The 16,347-nt window shown below is 59.6% G+C and carries 12 protein-coding genes; 9 read left to right on the plus strand and 3 right to left on the minus strand.

The window, feature by feature from the left end; genetic code table 11:
- Positions 1 to 601: 601 nt before the first annotated feature.
- On the minus strand, positions 602 to 1,009 hold the full coding sequence (locus tag JG746_RS35965; RefSeq protein WP_199200763.1) for a DUF427 domain-containing protein: 408 nt from the start codon (positions 1,007 to 1,009) through the stop codon (positions 602 to 604).
- 302 nt (positions 1,010 to 1,311) lie between these two features.
- Here JG746_RS35965 and JG746_RS37505 point away from each other — a divergent pair, with 302 nt between their 5' ends.
- The 7 genes from JG746_RS37505 (at position 1,312) to ku (JG746_RS35995) (ending at position 10,604) form a co-directional block, all read left to right on the plus strand.
- On the plus strand, positions 1,312 to 1,869 hold the full coding sequence (locus tag JG746_RS37505) for a peptidoglycan-binding domain-containing protein (protein ID WP_244731084.1): 558 nt from the start codon (positions 1,312 to 1,314) through the stop codon (positions 1,867 to 1,869).
- Positions 1,866 to 2,540 (plus strand): L,D-transpeptidase, encoded by a 675-nt coding sequence (locus tag JG746_RS35970; protein ID WP_244731086.1) that lies wholly within the window; start codon positions 1,866 to 1,868, stop codon positions 2,538 to 2,540. The genes JG746_RS37505 and JG746_RS35970 overlap by 4 nt, the downstream gene beginning before the upstream one ends.
- Before the next feature lie 1,292 nt (positions 2,541 to 3,832).
- Positions 3,833 to 4,102 (plus strand): WGR domain-containing protein, encoded by a 270-nt coding sequence (locus JG746_RS35975; protein ID WP_446721249.1) that lies wholly within the window; start codon positions 3,833 to 3,835, stop codon positions 4,100 to 4,102.
- A gap of 682 nt (positions 4,103 to 4,784) precedes the next feature.
- Positions 4,785 to 5,639 (plus strand): alpha/beta fold hydrolase, encoded by an 855-nt coding sequence (locus JG746_RS35980; RefSeq protein WP_199200764.1) that lies wholly within the window; start codon positions 4,785 to 4,787, stop codon positions 5,637 to 5,639.
- A 431-nt stretch (positions 5,640 to 6,070) separates the two neighbouring features.
- Positions 6,071 to 8,737 (plus strand): EAL domain-containing protein, encoded by a 2,667-nt coding sequence (locus JG746_RS35985; protein ID WP_199200765.1) that lies wholly within the window; start codon positions 6,071 to 6,073, stop codon positions 8,735 to 8,737.
- A gap of 178 nt (positions 8,738 to 8,915) precedes the next feature.
- Positions 8,916 to 9,782 carry a non-homologous end joining protein Ku gene (ku, locus tag JG746_RS35990; protein ID WP_199200766.1) on the plus strand — a complete coding sequence of 289 codons (867 nt, stop codon included), beginning with the start codon at positions 8,916 to 8,918 and terminating at the stop codon, positions 9,780 to 9,782.
- 12 nt (positions 9,783 to 9,794) lie between these two features.
- Complete coding sequence (gene ku / locus JG746_RS35995; protein ID WP_199200767.1) at positions 9,795 to 10,604, plus strand: non-homologous end joining protein Ku; 810 nt, start codon at positions 9,795 to 9,797, stop codon at positions 10,602 to 10,604.
- A gap of 10 nt (positions 10,605 to 10,614) precedes the next feature.
- Here the strand turns inward: ku (JG746_RS35995) and ligD are convergent, their stop codons facing one another.
- Positions 10,615 to 13,263 (minus strand): DNA ligase D, encoded by a 2,649-nt coding sequence (gene ligD, locus JG746_RS36000; RefSeq protein ID WP_199200768.1) that lies wholly within the window; start codon positions 13,261 to 13,263, stop codon positions 10,615 to 10,617.
- A 1,093-nt stretch (positions 13,264 to 14,356) separates the two neighbouring features.
- Between ligD and JG746_RS37510 the strand changes: the two genes are divergently transcribed.
- Both JG746_RS37510 and JG746_RS36015 read left to right on the plus strand, forming a co-directional pair.
- Positions 14,357 to 14,878, plus strand: coding sequence for a KTSC domain-containing protein (locus JG746_RS37510; protein ID WP_244731089.1), 522 nt, complete (start codon positions 14,357 to 14,359; stop codon positions 14,876 to 14,878).
- A gap of 159 nt (positions 14,879 to 15,037) precedes the next feature.
- Complete coding sequence (locus tag JG746_RS36015) at positions 15,038 to 15,961, plus strand: c-type cytochrome (protein ID WP_199200828.1); 924 nt, start codon at positions 15,038 to 15,040, stop codon at positions 15,959 to 15,961.
- A 1-nt stretch (position 15,962) separates the two neighbouring features.
- Here JG746_RS36015 and JG746_RS36020 read toward each other — a convergent pair whose 3' ends face one another.
- Complete coding sequence (locus tag JG746_RS36020; protein WP_199200770.1) at positions 15,963 to 16,334, minus strand: c-type cytochrome; 372 nt, start codon at positions 16,332 to 16,334, stop codon at positions 15,963 to 15,965.
- Positions 16,335 to 16,347 lie beyond the last annotated feature (13 nt).

Genomic DNA, 16,347 nt, shown 5'->3' on the forward strand with positions numbered 1-16,347 from the left:
GTGCCGTCATCATCAGTACAGCGGTCACGAACGCCGCAGGATATGTGGAGGTGGAAGCCAACCGTTCCGTTGATTCCACGCCCGTTAGGCCGTCTTGACGGACAAAATCCTCGGCCCATATCGCGCTCGGCCGCTGACCATAGGGCTGGCCTGCATCAAAAACTCAGTTGTTCGCTGCCTTGGAGGATCCTATGAACAATTGAACAATCGGATTTTCGACTGCCCTGTTTTCGTGAGAGCGCCGGCAATCTGGTACGGAAAATTGCTGATCTTGAGGACGCGCACGGATTCCTGTACGAGTGGCTCAATTCGGCCCTTCGACAATCCTGAATAAACGCTTATTTCGACTCGATCTGTTGCTCAATCTCTACATGCTCAATCTCTATTCCGAGCGACTCGCCCTCACCGTGGACTGCATCTCGATCCCAGTCGTTGGTCTTATCCGGGGTTTTAGCAGCGGCCTTCCGGCTGGTCCGATCCGTGTCCTTGCGAGGCTTTTGTCCCGGAATATCGCGCGATGATTTTGGGCGCATTGATTAGTTCCTTTGCTGCGTCCACATGCCAAAACATGTCGGGAATTATAAGCTTCCCCATTACATGACTATTCGGGGAGGTGCGGGGTATGCTGCTTGTCCTCGGCCGGATCGGCGTCGATACGGGCCTTGTGCGGGTCGAATGCGCCGTGCCGGGCGATGGCCAGGGCGGCCGTTTCGGGAGTCTCGTAGGCCCACATGAAATTGTCAGCGGATGCACCGGCTGCATGCACGCGCCAATAGCCGGCGGTGCCCCATGCAGACTCCGAGGTAGCGTTGGTTTTCTCGAAAAGCTCGAAATAGATGTCCTCGAACGGGATGTAAAAGACCGAATCTCGCCCGTCTTCGTAGAGCATTTTTGCGCGATCGCTTGACGCAACAATGGCGTCAGAGAATCTGACCGTCACCGTACCATGAAAGGGAAGGATGGCAGGCGCGGTTGGAGGATACTCGGGACTCGCTGGTGAGGTTTGCATTCTAGCACTCCTTGACTGCGTGTCCTGGAAACGTCGAGCAGCCGTGTCAGTTCCTGCCAACGGCGCGATTGGCGCAAAACCTTCTGTTCCTAGATGTTCAGTACCGGCACTATGCTGGATCAGGTCGAGTTCGAAACCATCCCGTTGTCGATCCCCATCGGACTCGCAGGTCAGACCTCGAGGTGCGGCTCATGTCGGAAGAGCGCTTGAGGATGGCGCCTCTGACGGTCCGGTTCATTCTTCCTCAAGGCGGCCTAGAGGCAGCGTCTTGCGACAGCGTCATTTTGCGGCGGAAAGAGACAATGAGCGCGCCTCCAGAATCGCGAGCATCGCCGATGCCGGTTCTTCCGGGCCGGCAGGCAGGTCGGCGAGCGATGCTCGCCTCTTCCATCAAGACGATCTTCTGGTTGACAGCGAAGCGCCTGGCCAGAGCCCCAGCGTATCCGAGGCCCGTTAAGCCGTTGGAGGAAGCCTCATGGGCCGGAACCATATCGGCGTTGATGCGCCATAGAAACAGGTTCTGGTGGGAGGCATCGATGGTCAGGCTCCTTCTCGTCGCGGCCGCGGCGCTTGCCCTCACTTGCGACGGGACAGCGGCGGCCAAGCTCGACCCCGCCACTGTCAATCAAGCGCAATTCTCAGCCGAAAGATCGAAAGGCTTCAGCCCGGTTATCCTGAAGGCGCAGATACTTTTGGATCGCGCCCGTTTCTCGCCAGGCATGATAGAGGGCCGCTTTTCAGAGAACGCCGCAAAGGCCATCAGGGCTTTTCAGACTGCGAACGGATTGTCCTCCGACGGCAAGCTTACGCCGGAGACCTGGGACAGGCTGACGGCAACCTCCACCAACCAGTCGTGGTGAGCTACGAACTGACACGCAAGGATGTGAGCGGACCCTTTACCAAGCGCATTCCGGCGCGCATGGAGAAGAGGTCCCGCCTGCGGACGCTCGGCTATCACAACGTGACGGAGAAACTGGCCGAGCGCTTCCACATAAGCGAGCAATTGCTCAGGAGGCTCAATCCGAGGATCGGGTTCATGAAGGCCGGCACTAAGTTGCTCGTTCCGGATGTTGATCGGGGGGAATCTCCAGCCAGGATTGCCGGCATCGAGGTCGACAAGGGCGCACGCCTGGTCAGCGTTCTTGATCCTTCCGGTGAATCGCTCGCGGTGTTTCCCGCTTCCATCGGCAGCGCCGAGAAGCCGGCGCCGAGTGGCGAGGCGAAGGTCAAACGCGGCGCGTGCAACCCCACCTATCACCACGATCCGCACTTCGCTTTCAAGGGGGTCAAAGCCAAGCGGCCGTTCACGATTGCGGCCGGACCGAACAATCCCGTGGGATCGGTCTGGATCGATCTGTCCATCGAGAGCTACGGTATTCACGGCACGCCCGAACCGGGCAAGATCGGCGCGACCTTCTCGCATGGCTGCATCAGGTTGACCAACTGGGATGCCGAGGACCTCGCGTCCATGGTGCGGAAAGGCACGAAAGTCAGCTTCAAGGACGAGACGGCGAACGCAGGCGGCGAGTAGCTCGTAGCACAAGGTTGCTCGGCGAACGGCGGGCGGCTCATGAGCATACGAAAAAGTTCATATTTTTGCCCACCGCCGTTCGTAACTCCGATCCAGGACCTGGTGCTCCTACCCCGCCATATGTGAACACGGACAGTTACCGAACGCCCGACATGATCCGTCTCGTTCAGACTGCAAGTTCAGCCAGTCGTCTTAAGCTTGCGACATGGATTTTTCCGTTCAAGGCTCGGGGCATTTCGACGGGCGACCTCAGTTCGGCAAGCGCCGGCTGCCACCAGCCGCGCAAAGTTTGCCCGCTCCTGGCGGATGGGGTGCGGGCCATGTCCTAACCAACTCGGCGAGCGTAGCCGACGCATTGCGTTTGGATAGGAAGCCATCAAGTCCGATGGCTCAACAAGTTCACCCGTCACTTGGATGAAAACGACGATACCGTATTGCGCTGTCGTAACCGGCCGACCAAGCGGCGGCAAATCTCGGCTGGCAGTGGATAGCGATGACGCCGACGTTCGGCAATCCACTTTTTCGAGGCCTTGTGAGCTTCAGTGTCCCTTGCGGCTTCTCGGCCTCGCTTCCTTTCTTCGGGCTCGGCATGTCGGGCAGCCTTTTCGATGCTCGGCCATCGGCGCCGAAGCTCCTCAAACGAACGGAACGGCACCCGCCAGGCTCGCAGTTCGTCGTCACAACTTGCCCCCGAGATTGCCCGCAATTCCCAAAGGACGGTCTTCGAACAAGGCGTGCGAACAGGCAGGTCATCGGAAACCTCCGGATATGAGCTCGAGGTCGGATCGAAGGCGAAAACATCACGTTCCTTACTGTCGCCGTGGAGAGCGAACTACTCTGCCTCTTGCGCCAAACATCGATCGATCAGCCGAGTGGCCGTCTTTCCGGGGACGAGCGAACTCTTGCGCTCGTCCCTCCACCTCGCTCGGGAAAGGCGCGCCTACATCGGGATAGCCATTCTATCGAATCCAAGGCTGGCGTCGCCGCGGGAGCATCCCCCTCCCCGTGGCACGTGATGAGCGTTCGAGCGTTCCATCTCCTGATCGTTCGTTGCAATGGACGCCTTCCGCAGCGTTTAGGTTCACAAGCATTGGACCACAATGGACGGCTCAACTTGGCGTGGGGAGCGCCACAAACGCACCCCCTCAAACCCATCAGAATTGTGAATCAATTGCGTGTGGTCGATTCATCGAACTCGTTGGACGCTTCGGCGCTCGCGAGCGAGACTCCGCAGCATGCTAATCCCAAAGACGCGATCGGCCCATCTGCACCGCATTGACGATGCCCGCAACATGGCCAGGTTCTATTCACTGACTATTCAGCCGACCCTGTTCGGTGGCGCATCACTCGTCCGCAACTGGGGACGGATCGGAACGAAGGGCCAAATCAAAATCGAGACCTTTGATGAGCCACAAGACGTGGACTGCGCGTTTATTCGGCTTGAGCGCGTAAAGCGACGGCGAGGATATGTTGACCTCGGCAATGCGCGGCTAGCGACAACTCGCGCAGCAGCGGCAAAAACAATGTCTTGCAGACTCCGCCGATCGGTGGCTCCGGCTTAGATGGAAAGATCGACAGATAACTCTAGAATCTTCGAGGATGATGCAAAAGGTGGGCATCGCTTGAGCCGCAACACGGGAGCGGTGGGCGCCATCAAGAATTGGGATATTACGGCCGCCCCATCGCAGGGGTGAAAGATAAAGTCGTTATCCCGCGTCGGACCTTGAGCCCCAGGCGCCAAATCGGCGCCGTCGACTTCCGCGTCGAACAACCATATAGAGCTTGAAGGGTTCGCGACATGGTCGCTGAGCCTCTTCTTCAGCCGGGGCAATTTCGTCGAACAGCTCAATTGCCGCGGCAAGCGCTAGCCAGCCGAGACGCAAAGCAAAAATCCTTGAGGCGAAACGCAGATTTCGGGGGCGGCATCTTACGATAGCTCGCGCATCATGCTCAGCGAACGGGCTCTTGCTCCAGCGAGACCCCGAGCAAGGGACGACGGCGTAGCCGGCAGGCAAGAGGCGTGACGGGCCGTCGCGGGACTGTCGCGCTAGGATGACCTTGAACGAGAGCCATTTTCGTTCGGCACAGTCCTTGATGATACCCGAACCGGCGCGCCTGAGAGGGCTTGCAGACTGAAAGCTATCAGGAGGGCGACGCGCATGTGGTCGCGATCAACCCATGCCGAACCAATATAGGTTTCGAGAGTTCCTCAACCTGATGTGCGGTCTATTTTGAGGACGGCGGATGTTTGATAATTTCCGGCTCGAGATGATGGAAACCGAAGGCGGGCCGATAAGACTTCGGCATGGCGGATCCGGGCCACCTCTTCTTCTGATCCATGGCCATCCACGGTCACATATGACGTGGGGGCAAGTTGCGGACCTACTCGCGCCAGATTTCACAATCGTGTGCCCCGACCTTCCGGGCTTTGGGCGCTCATACATTCCGAAGGACGACGCAGATAGCAGGTTCTCGTCCAAACGGGCAAAGGCCTTGGCATTGGTGGAGGTAATGAAGCGCCTCGGCCATCCCGCCTTCTTCGTCGCTGGACATGATCGTGGGAGTTTGGTCGCATTCAGAATGGCGATGGACCATCCCGCCCTGGTGCGAAAGCTCATCGTCATGGACGGACTGCCTGTCGTCGAGCATCTCGAACGCGCTGACTGGACGTTTGCCCGCGATTGGTACCACTGGTTCTTTTTCGCGCAGCCCAAGAAACCCGAACGTGCCATTCTAGCAGACCCTCTCGCATGGTACGACGCCTTGCGGCCGGATCAGATGGGACGCGATGCTTATGACGAGTTGGTCACGCTCATCCATGACCCCACCGTCATCTATGGCATGGTCGAAGACTATCGCGCAGGAATCAGGATCGACCATCGTCATGACCGCGAAGATCGAGATGCCGGCCGAAAGGTGCGCTGTCCAATGCTCTGTCTTTGGTCGCTCAATGATGATTTAGGGCAGATCTATGGCGATCCGATCGCAATCTGGAAGGACTGGGCCGACAATGTTGAAGGCTGTGGAATTGAGAGCGGGCACCACGTCGCCGAAGAGAATCCAGCTGCTCTCGCGGCCGCGTTCAAGGCCTTTCTCTGAAGGGAGCGGCGAAACTCATCGACGCACCGATGCGGGAGTGGGAATTCAGCATCCCGATCGCTAACAGTCGCCCGATCGTTCCTGTCGAATGCGGCCGCATATGCCGTTTTCCGCCTCGTCGCCCCAAGGGCGCCGGTGCCGCGTGATCGGAGCTCCTTTTACCCGCGGTGCGCTCAAGATTCTCGCCCTCCACTTCACCGGATTCATTGTGCGCTGCCGAATCGTGACTCAAGGTCTCAATAACTAGTAGTGGGCGAGCTAATTCTAGGCGACATCGATTCATTCACGATTAGTACATTAGGCATAATCTTTGCCACTTTGGTGGGCGATCCAATCTATCTTTGCGCACTGATCCAAACCACGACCGGCGGAGGAACTGATTGGTCAGGAAATTGTCCAAGAGCCCAGCCGCGACGTCCGAATCGACAGGTATGGTGGCACTGGCAAAACTCGCCGCCCGCTCCTATGAAACTCTGGAGCGGGAGCTTCAGGCCACAATCAAAGATCTTGAGGCGCAGGCGCTGCGTTACGAGACGGCGATCAACAACATTTCGCAAGGAATTTGTTTTTTTGACAGTGACGAGCGGCTCATCTTGTCGAATCGTCGCTATGGGGAAATCTACCGTATTGAGCAACTACAACCGGGCCTGACATTAAGTGAACTTGTCGAACGACGTCTTGCTGCCGGGACATCATCCATGGCGGCCGACGCCTATCTGGCGCTGGCCCGGTCTGTCAATTCGGGCACCACTTCGAGGGTCTGGACGGCCAAACTCTCTGACGGTCGAACCATCAAGGTCTGCCATCAGCCTATGCCCGGCGGCGGGTGGGTCTCCACGCATGAGGACATCACGGAGCTTGCCGCCAGCCGGCAGATCGCCGACGAGCGCATCTCGCTGCAAACGCTGATCGATTGGGTACCTGACTATCTGTGGGTCAAGGATACCGAAAGTCGCTTCATCGTTGCCAACAGGGCTCTTGCCCTTGACAGTGGCCGGGACAAGACCAGTGACATGATCGGCTTGACCGATTTCGACCTGCATGCTCCTGAACTTGCCCAGAAATTTCGCCTCGTCGAGCAGAACGTCCTTAGCAGTGGACGACCGATGATCGACGAAGAAGAGTTTGTCATCGATGCCTCAGGCGCTGTAAAATGGCTCTCGTCGACGAAAGTGCCGTTGCGCAATGTCAAGAATGAGCTGATCGGTCTGGTCGGCATCGCCCACGACATCACGGCGCGCAAGCAAGAGGATGTCCTGCGCGACGAGCAAGCGCGGATCCTGGAAATGATCGCGATGAGCGCGCCGCTCGAGAAGGTGCTCGATCATCTCATGCGCCTCGTTCAATCCCAATTGACGGGAATATTCGGTTCCGTCTTGCTGCTCGACAAGGACGGCGCTCACTTACGGCATGGCGCGGCGCCAAGTCTGGCGAAAGAATATACCGCTCTCATCGACGGAATCACCGTCGGACCCAAGGTCGGTTCTTGCGGAACGGCCGTTTATCGGCGCGAGCCCGTCATCGTCACCGACATCATGCAGGATCCACTCTGGGAGGACTACCGCGAACTGGTGACCCCCTACGGCTATCGTTCGTGCTGGTCCACCCCGATCCTCTCGCATCAAGGTGACGTTTTGGGGGTCTTTGCGATGTATTCGATGACGGTACGCGAGCCAGTCGAGGCCGAGACCCGCCTGATTGAGTTCACGACCCGTATCGCCGGGATCGCAATCGAGCGCAAACTGGCTGAAGATCAGATCCACTTTCTGGCAAATCACGATGCCCTGACACGACTTCCCAATCGCGCTTTGCTTGAGGACCGGCTATCGCAAGCGATCCTGTACGCGCAGCGATACGACCGCTGGGTCGCGGTGGTGTTTGTCGATCTGGACAATTTCAAGCTCGTCAATGACACGCTCGGCCACAATGCCGGAGACGAACTCCTGAAGACACTCGCCAGCCGTATGGTGGAGTGCCTAAAAGCTACCGACACGGTTGTGCGGCTTGGCGGCGATGAATTTGTCATCGTGCTGTTCGACCAGCCTACGAATGTCGATCTCATCTCGGAGTCCTTGCAGACGATCCGGGAAGCGATTGCCGCGCCGATCCATATTGCAGAGCATTGCCTTAGGACGACGGCCAGCATCGGCATTGCAAACTACCCCAAGGATGGGGCAAACCCGCAAACACTGCTCGCCAATGCCGACGCGGCCATGTATCGGGCGAAGGAATTCGGCCGCGACAATTTCCAGTTCTACACTCCCGAATTCAATTCGAGGGCTCATGAAAAATTCGTTCTCCAAGGGGAGTTGCGAAACGCTCTGGTGCGTTCGGAATTCACCCTTCTCTATCAACCGCAGATCGATCTCCGGTCAAGGCGCGTAATCGCGGTAGAAGCGTTGATCCGCTGGACCCACCCCACCCAAGGCGTCGTGGCGCCGATGACGTTCATTCCGACCGCCGAGGAAACAGGTCTGATCGTGGCGATCGGCGACTGGGTTTTGCATGAGGCCTGTCGACAGAACAAGGCTTGGCAGGATGCCGGTCTGCCCCGGGTGACTATCTGTGTAAATGTGTCGGCACGGCAATTCAGGGAAAGGAACCTGGTCGGCCGCGTGGTCAATGCGCTCAGGGACAGTGGGCTGGAGGCTAGATATCTCGAACTGGAGGTGACTGAAAGCCTCATCATGCAGGACATTGAGCTTGCGGTCGCAACGATGAACGAACTGCAGGAACTGGGCGTCCAGATCTCGATCGATGATTTCGGCACAGGCTATTCCAGCCTCAGCGCACTCAAGACGTTTCCGGTGGCCCGACTGAAGATCGACAAATCCTTCATCGACAACGTGGCTGAAGACGAAAACGACCAGGCCGTTGTCAGCGCCGTGATTTCGTTGGGGCAAAAGCTGAACATGAGGGTTATCGCCGAGGGCGTCGAAACCGACCAGCAGGTGGCCTTCCTGCTCAAGAACAACTGTGATGAGATGCAAGGCTACCACTACAGCAAACCTGTCTCGGCTCAAGCGATCGGGACGCTGCTGAAGGCAGCGGCCTGGCCTCCAGTTCATCCCCGTCCCCGCCAACATCAGCCGGACTGAAACGCCTTCGCGACCGCACCAGGCGCCGCCATGCGCTTGTCGAGCGTCTTGCCGGGGACGCCTCGCGATCCTATCCAACGCCGTCAACGCATCGGATCCAGATTCTTTTCGATTCTGGAACCATATCGGCCGCCAGCAGCTTAATGACTCGCACAGGTTGTGCCGGAGTGTGAGTGTCATGGTTGCAGCACGAGCGAACTGGAAGGGGTACATTAAATTCGGCGACGTTGCCTGCGCGGTGGCGCTCTATACCGCCGCGTCGTCGTCCGAGCGCATCGCCTTCCACACGCTCAACCGCGCTACTGGCAACCGCGTCCGCCGGGAGTTTGTCGACAGCGAGACTGGCGATCCAGTCGAGCGCGATGATCAGGTAAAGGGGTACGAGATGGAGAACGGCGACTACGTCGTCCTCGAACCCGAGGAAGTCGCGGCCGCGGTCCCCGACAGCGACAAGACGCTTAAGATCGACGCCTTCGTGCCCTGCGTAGAGATTGACGACGTCTATTTCGACAAGCCGTATTATCTCGCACCCGACCGGATGGGCGCCGACGCATTCAAGCTGCTGCGCGACGGCATGCGACAAGCGAAAGTCGCGGCGCTGGCCCGGACCGTCCTGTTCCGGCGGCTGCGCACGGTGCTGATCCGCCCGCATGGCAACGGCCTGATCGGCACCACGCTGAACTTCGACTACGAGGTGCGCTCGGCGAAGGAAGCTTTCGCGGATATTCCGGAGATCAAGATCGAGGGTGAAATGCTCGACCTTGCCAAGCATATCATCAACACCAAGAAAGGCTCGTTTGACGCCAAGACCTTCGGCGACCGCTACGATGCAGCGGTCGCCGAGCTCGTAAAGGCAAAGATGGAAGGCAAGCCGCTGCCCAAGAAAAAGGCGCCCGCGCCTTCGAAGCCCAGCGATCTATTGGAAACCTTGCGCGAGAGCGCCGGATTGGTACCCACCCAAAAGCCGAAGCGCGCTGTTGCCGCCAAGGCTGACCGCAACCGAAAGCAGCCCAAGCGCGCGGCCGGTTCCAGACGCGCGGCCTGATCGGAGACCATCATGGCCGTACGACCCTATTGGAAAGGATATCTGAAGCTGTCGTTGGTCACCTGCCCGGTGCAGATGACGCCGGCGACTTCGGAGAGCGAAAAGGTCCGTTTTCATACGCTCAACCGCGTGACCAACAACCGCGTGGTCAGCCACTACGTCGATGCCGTCACGGGCAAGGAGGTCCAGGAGGAGGACGAGGTCAAGGGATATCAGCGTGGTGAGAACGAGTATATCATTCTCGAAGACGAGGAATTGGAGAGCGTCGCCCTCGACAGCACCAGGACGATCGATATCGATGTCTTCTCGCCGCGCGATTCCATCGAATGGATATGGCTCGATACCCCGTATTACCTCTCGCCAAACGATCCGGTTGGCCAGGAAGCTTTCTCGGTCATCCGCGACGCCATGGCGGCGGAAGACATGGTTGGCATCTCCAGGTTGGTGATCACGCGACGCGAGCGCGCGGTGATGCTGGAACCCCGCGGCAAGGGCATTGTGCTGTGGACGCTGCGCTATGGCGACGAGGTCAGGGAGGAGGACGCCTATTTCGAGGGGATCGATGGGGACAAGACCGATCCTGAGATGATGCCCCTCATCCAGCAGTTCATCAAGAAGCAGACCCGTCATTGGGATAGCAAGCTGGTCTCCGACCCGGTGCAGGATAAGCTGGTGGAAATCATCGAAGCGAAGCGGAAGAAGATAAAGCGCCCGGCCAAGGCGAAGGCCTCCGAGCCGAAGGCGACGCCGAACAACGTCATAAATATCATGGATGCGCTGCGTAAGTCTGTCGAGGCGCAGAATCGTCCCGGCAAGCGCTAGAAAGCGCGCGTCAGGCCGCCCGTCGCATCGATCGCGCCAGGCGCCTGATCGATGGTTCGAGCAGGCGATGACCCTCGCCATAGTCTTTCCACGCCGTGCTCTTCTTCAGCAGCGCCGGGACGGTACGCAAGGTGAAACGCTTCGGATCGAGATCGGTTTTGACTTGTGACCAGGTGAGCGGCATGGAGACGGTCGCGCCAGGTCTCGCTCGCGGGGACAGCGGAGCCACGGCGGTAGCCATGCGATCGTTGCGCAGATAGTCGAGGAAGATGCGGCCGATGCGCTGGTTCTTCGCCATCTTGGTGAGGTAGAGGGCGGGATTGTCCCGCGCCATCTGCAGGCAGACATCATGGGCAAAACCTTTTGCCTCCGGCCAGGTGAGCTTGCTGCGCTTGGCGACCGCCAAGGGGGTGACGACGTGAAGCCCTTTCCCGCCGGTCGTCTTGCAGAAGCTGACGAGCCCAAGATCGTCGAGGCGCGCGCGCATTTCCTTGGCCGCCTCGACAACCGTCTTGAACGGGACGTCGGGACCTGGATCAAGATCGAAGACGAGACGGCCCGGCACCTCCGGCTGCTGTAGCTCGCAATTCCAGGGATGCAATTCCAGCGCCCCGATCTGGGCGACGGCGGCGAGGCCCTCCACACGGTCGATCTGCAGGTAAGGCTTCTTGTCGCCGAATACTTTGACCAATTCGAGAAGATTTGATGTTCCCGGCATCGCATGTCGCTGAAAGAACTGCTCGCCGCCGAGACCATCCGGCGCGCGGATGATTGAGCATGGACGTCCGCGGATGTGCTCGATCAGCCAGGGACCTACGGCATCGTAATAGCGGGCGAGATCTTCCTTGGTCACCGGCGTGCCGTCATTGGCATCGGGCCACAGAGGCTTGTCCGGGTTTGAGACCAGCACACCCATGACATTGGCCCTTCCGCCTTGGCGGGAAGGTTTTGCTGAGGTCGGCTCACCCGGCTGGGGCACCTCAGTCCTCTCCGGCGAGGCAGGCTTGTCGGCTCCCACATCTTGCGCTGGTTTGTCCTCCCGCAAACCCTTGAAGGCGGCTTGGCGCACCAGCCCGTCGGACGTCCAGCCGGCGAACTCGATCTCGGCGACCAACTCCGGCTTCAACCAGATCACGCCGGGTTCTGTTTTCGGCGCGCCGATGCCGGCGAAGGGTGATTCCCGGGTCGCAACAGCTTTCAACCTCGGCAGCAGGTCCCCGACCTTGGCTGCGCCATAGCCTGTGCCCACGCGGCCGACATAGACGAAGTGATCGCCGCGATTGACGCCCACCAGAAGCGACCGGAATTTGCCATTCGTTGTGGCATAGCCGCCGATGACGACCTCATGGCCCGCACGACACTTTGACTTCGCCCACGTCTCGGTGCGGCCGGAAACGTAGGGTGCGTCGGCGCGCTTCGACACGATGCCTTCGAGGGACAGCCGACAGGCCGAGCGAAGCACTGCCTCGCCGCCAGTTTCGAAATGCTCAACGAAGCGAATCCGATCATCCTGAACCGTGTCGGTCAGAAACCGATGCAATCGCGCCTTGCGCTTACTCAGTGGCAAGACACGCAAATCCTCAAAGCCTTCGAACAGCAGGTCGAAGGCGAAGTAGACAAGCCCATCGGTCTTGCCCTCTGCCAGCGCTGCCTGGAGGGCGGCGAAGTCCGGGGCGCCGTTTTCGTCGAGCGCGCAGATCTCGCCGTCGATAATCGCATCGGGCAGCTTGCCGGCGGCTCGGGCAATGGCCGGATACCTGGCCGTCCAGTCGAGACCCTTGCGGGTTTTCAAGGTCGCTTCCCCGCCCAGGACGCGCATCTGGATGCGATAGCCGTCGAACTTGATCTCGTGCAGCCATCCGCGTTCAGCGGGCGGCCGCGCCAGCGTCTGGCAGAGCTGTGGCTCGATGAAGTCGGGCAGATCGACCGCAGTGACAGTCCCGTGCTTCTTCCTCTTTGCACGGATGTTTGTTTTCCGCTCCTGCGCCGCAAGGCCTGTACGACTGTCCCACACAGCATCTGCCTCCGCCTTGCCGCCCTTCAGCATGAAGGGTTTCGGGCCGCGGCCCCTGCCGGCAGCAATTGCCTCCATCTTTCGTCCAGACGCGACAGAGGTGTCATTCTTGTCGAGGATTGCAGCGCCTTTTGTCTCCACGGCATATTCGTCGCGATGTTTGATCAGCAGCCAATTGTTGCGCTTGTCGCGTTCGCGGTCGTTAGCCATCCGCACCAGCACGAAACCGCCATGCAGCCGTTCCCCTTCCAGCGTGAACTTGAAGTCGCCATTCGCCAGAGCCTGCTCGGGGCTCATCTTTCCCTCGGGCTCCCAATAGCCGCGGTCCCACAGCATGACTGTGCCGCCGCCATACTGGCCTTTTGGAATGGTGCCTTCGAAGTCCCCGTAATCGAGCGGATGATCTTCAACCTCGACGGCGAGCCTCTTGTCATGAGGATCGAGAGAGGGGCCGCGCGTCACGGCCCAGGATTTGAAAACGCCGCCGAGCTCTAGTCGCAGATCGTAATGCAACCGCGTCGCGTCATGTTTCTGAATGACGAAACGGCGGCGGTTGGATGGCATGACCGAACCTTGACCGCTCGGCTCCTGCGTTTTCTTGAAATCGCGCTTGGCCTTGTATGTTGTTAGTTTGTCGCTCGCCATTCGATGCCCTCGGAGCACGGACCACATCGGCCTAGAAGCAGGAATGTTCGGAGTGGCGACATGTTCCCCGAATTGGCACGCCCGCGCTGGCGTTACGCCAGCGCGGGCTCGGGATGAGCAAAGGCCCCGCCACTGCCAGTTCTCGGCGGAACGGCTGCAAAGGCAGGACAAGGCGGCGGGTCGTCATCGTCATCGCGCCGGCGATGGCGCGTGATGCGAGCCCAATGCGGGAAACAATCTACCGCTACGCCGGCCTGCCTTCGCGACGGACCTGGTGCCTGCCGGCCGGTGGTTGGCCCATCCAGCGCCTCGAGCGCTTGGAGAATCTCATCCACTCCGAAGCGCGAGCCGTCTTCCGACTCACGCATCGATGGCCGGCCACGAACCGCGCGCTTCGGATGCCCACGACCCCAGCAGCGCCCGCTTCTCCGCACGGCTCATTGCCGGATCGTTGAGGATTTCATCGGGCCGCTGGAGTGTCGGAGCGTCCCGACAGCCCGTGTCTGGAAAGTTAATAAAGCCTGTCATCTCCGTTTCTCCGCAATCGTGCCTCCCGGACGCTCGGGAGGCAAATCGCAGCTTTGAGGTCCGTGCGAAACTCAGGCAGCGTTGCGCTGCCGACCCGTATCCTGGCTGATCTGCTTCTTCGTCGCCGTCTCGTCCCCTGACGCGCCGCTGCCGGTCGAGCCGATGGCGTTTTGCGGAGCTCATTGAGGCGCTTGCCCGGCCCGACGGTTGGGGTGCAGCGCCATCTCATTGAAACCGGCGCTGGGGCACTCATTCGCCACGCACTTACGGGCCGGTGCTAGGCGGACGCAACGGCACTGCCGTACTCGACGCGGCACCAACTCCGACGCAACCGTTTGTCTTATCGGTGCACTCTCCCTCATCGCCGGCGCTTTCATTGCCAGCCGCTGCGGCTGCCAACGCGGAGTCCGTTGGCAGCACCGTGGCTGGGCGCGCATAAGGTCGAGAAGGCGTCGACCCATTCGACGAACGCGCGCGGACTGGGCAGGGCCAGGGGTAGCAGACCTTCAACAAAAGGGAACGCGGTAGGCTCGCTATCGTTAACCCCGGTCAGCGAGTATGGAGCATGCACCTTTTCCAAATCCTCCTCCCCCTCACCGATAAGGCCGGCCAGCCTTTCGCGCGGAAAGATTTCGATCGGGTCAAGGAGGAACTGGCGAGCCGATTTGAAGGCGTCACGGCCTATCTTCAGGCTCCTGCGGAGGGTCTGTGGCGGCAAGGCGCGCAATCCGACAGCGACGAGATCGTTATCTTCGAGGTGATGACGGAGGAAGTCGATCTGGCGGATTGGCTCGAGCGCCGTGCGGCACTCGAACGAAGATTCCGGCAGGATAAAGTCATCATCCGCTACATGCCAATGGCGCTCGTCCAGGTCGACGCCATGCCTTCGACGTCGATCCGCAAGAGTGAATACGATTCCGAGAGCGAAGTTCTCTCCGTCTGGTTTGTCGCGAGCGGCAAGCGCTATGACTATGAGGGAGTTCCCTTCGAGGTCTACGCCGCATTCCGAAGCGCCTTCGCGAAAGGCCGCTTTTTTAATGACTGGATTCGGGACCGTTATCCATTTCGGCGGTCAACGGACCTCTGACGACCACCTTTGATTCAGCACCGGCGCGAGAGGAACTAAAGCCTCAAACCCACGTTTGGATCTGCGCGCAGTCATCAGATTCATCTGTTTGGGGGACACAGGACTTTCCGCGGTCACGGGGAAAGTGCCGTGCAATCAAGACCCGGACGTGGGAGCATCATGCTGGGCGGTTCACGTAAAGGCGCTTTTATTGCCTTACTGCTTGCAGGGGCCGCGCTTGCCGTGGCTGCGTGGTATCTATCGAAAGTCCGCCCTCCTTTTTCTCAAGACGACCCGCAGTTTCAAGGCACAGGCGACGCCTCGCTTGGCAAGCTCGTTTTCGCGGCAGGCGATTGCGCTTCGTGTCATGCGACACCGGGGCAATCGGACCGGCTGAAGCTCGGCGGCGGGATGGCACTTGGCTCGCCATTCGGCACCTTCCGGCCGCCAAACATTTCTCCAGATCCGGTCGACGGTATAGGGAGATGGACCGCGACCGACTTGGCGAATGCACTTGTCGGGGGCGTCTCGCCAAGCGGCGAGCATTACTATCCCTCCTTTCCCTATACGAGCTTTACGGGAATGACGGTTGCGGACATAAAGGATTTGTATGCTTACCTGAGTACGCTTCCGGCGGTCTCGGGCCGGCCGCCGCCCCACGATCCCAAAATTCTGTTTATGGTCCGCCGGTCAATCGGGTTCTGGAAACTTCTGTTCTTTCGGCAAGGGCAATCCGCCGCAGACACCGGCGGAAAATCAACGCGTGATCGCGGGGCCTATCTTGTTGAAACGGTATCGCACTGCGCAGAGTGCCACTCGAGCCGCAACGCGTTCGGAGCGATCAAGTCCGGCACCCTTTTCGCAGGTGGCGTCGATCCGCAGGGGACGGGGTTCGTGCCCAACATAACTCAGCAGAGATTGCGCAGCTGGGACGAGGCGGACATCGCAACGATGCTAAAGACGGGCGAGACGCCAAATCACGGACGCGTGGGATCATCCATGGCCGATGTGGTAACGAACGCTGCGATGCTGCCTGATAGCGACCGCCAGGCGATCGCGCGCTACGTCAAGGCGCTTCCTGCGATTGCAACGCCTGGTCCGTAGATCATTGCGCATAGAGATAGGCTGCAAGGTCTCGTGCTTCCTGTTCGGAGATACCGGTGGACGGCATCGCCGTCCGGGGGGAAAAGCTACTCGGCGAAACGATCCAGGCGACAAGGTTGTCGGAACGGTTTTCCAACACGCCGGCAATGTAGACGCGCTTTGATAATCCGGTGAGCGGACCGCCGGTCTGGCCGTCGGCCCCCGGGATTCCGGAAATCGCGTGACATCCGGAACAACCGTAGCGCCGAAAGATTGCCGGTGCGCGGTCGGGATCGCCACCGGTCATCGTTTTCGCGGTCGCGGCTCGGGTATGATTGTCACGCGCGATGTTGGCCGTGACGAACGCAGCTGAGGCCACGAGAAGGCCGGCCATTAAGGCTGCTCGA

It is taken from the genome of Mesorhizobium sp. 113-3-3, assembly GCF_016756495.1.
GTDB lineage: Bacteria > Pseudomonadota > Alphaproteobacteria > Rhizobiales > Rhizobiaceae > Mesorhizobium.

What these genes read in the sequence shown, in the direction of transcription:
- JG746_RS37505 (WP_244731084.1), top strand. Translation starts at nt 1,312, where the DNA reads ATGAGCGCGCCTCCAGAATCGCGAGCATCGCCGATGCCGGTTCTTCCG.
- JG746_RS35980 (WP_199200764.1), top strand. Translation starts at nt 4,785, where the DNA reads ATGTTTGATAATTTCCGGCTCGAGATGATGGAAACCGAAGGCGGGCCG.
- ku (WP_199200766.1), top strand. Translation starts at nt 8,916, where the DNA reads ATGGTTGCAGCACGAGCGAACTGGAAGGGGTACATTAAATTCGGCGAC.
- JG746_RS35965 (WP_199200763.1), bottom strand. Translation starts at nt 1,009, where the DNA reads ATGCAAACCTCACCAGCGAGTCCCGAGTATCCTCCAACCGCGCCTGCC.
- JG746_RS36015 (WP_199200828.1), top strand. Translation starts at nt 15,038, where the DNA reads ATGCTGGGCGGTTCACGTAAAGGCGCTTTTATTGCCTTACTGCTTGCA.
- JG746_RS35985 (WP_199200765.1), top strand. Translation starts at nt 6,071, where the DNA reads ATGGTGGCACTGGCAAAACTCGCCGCCCGCTCCTATGAAACTCTGGAG.
- ligD (WP_199200768.1), bottom strand. Translation starts at nt 13,263, where the DNA reads ATGGCGAGCGACAAACTAACAACATACAAGGCCAAGCGCGATTTCAAG.
- JG746_RS35975 (WP_446721249.1), top strand. Translation starts at nt 3,833, where the DNA reads ATGGCCAGGTTCTATTCACTGACTATTCAGCCGACCCTGTTCGGTGGC.
- JG746_RS37510 (WP_244731089.1), top strand. Translation starts at nt 14,357, where the DNA reads ATGCACCTTTTCCAAATCCTCCTCCCCCTCACCGATAAGGCCGGCCAG.
- JG746_RS36020 (WP_199200770.1), bottom strand. Translation starts at nt 16,334, where the DNA reads ATGGCCGGCCTTCTCGTGGCCTCAGCTGCGTTCGTCACGGCCAACATC.
- ku (WP_199200767.1), top strand. Translation starts at nt 9,795, where the DNA reads ATGGCCGTACGACCCTATTGGAAAGGATATCTGAAGCTGTCGTTGGTC.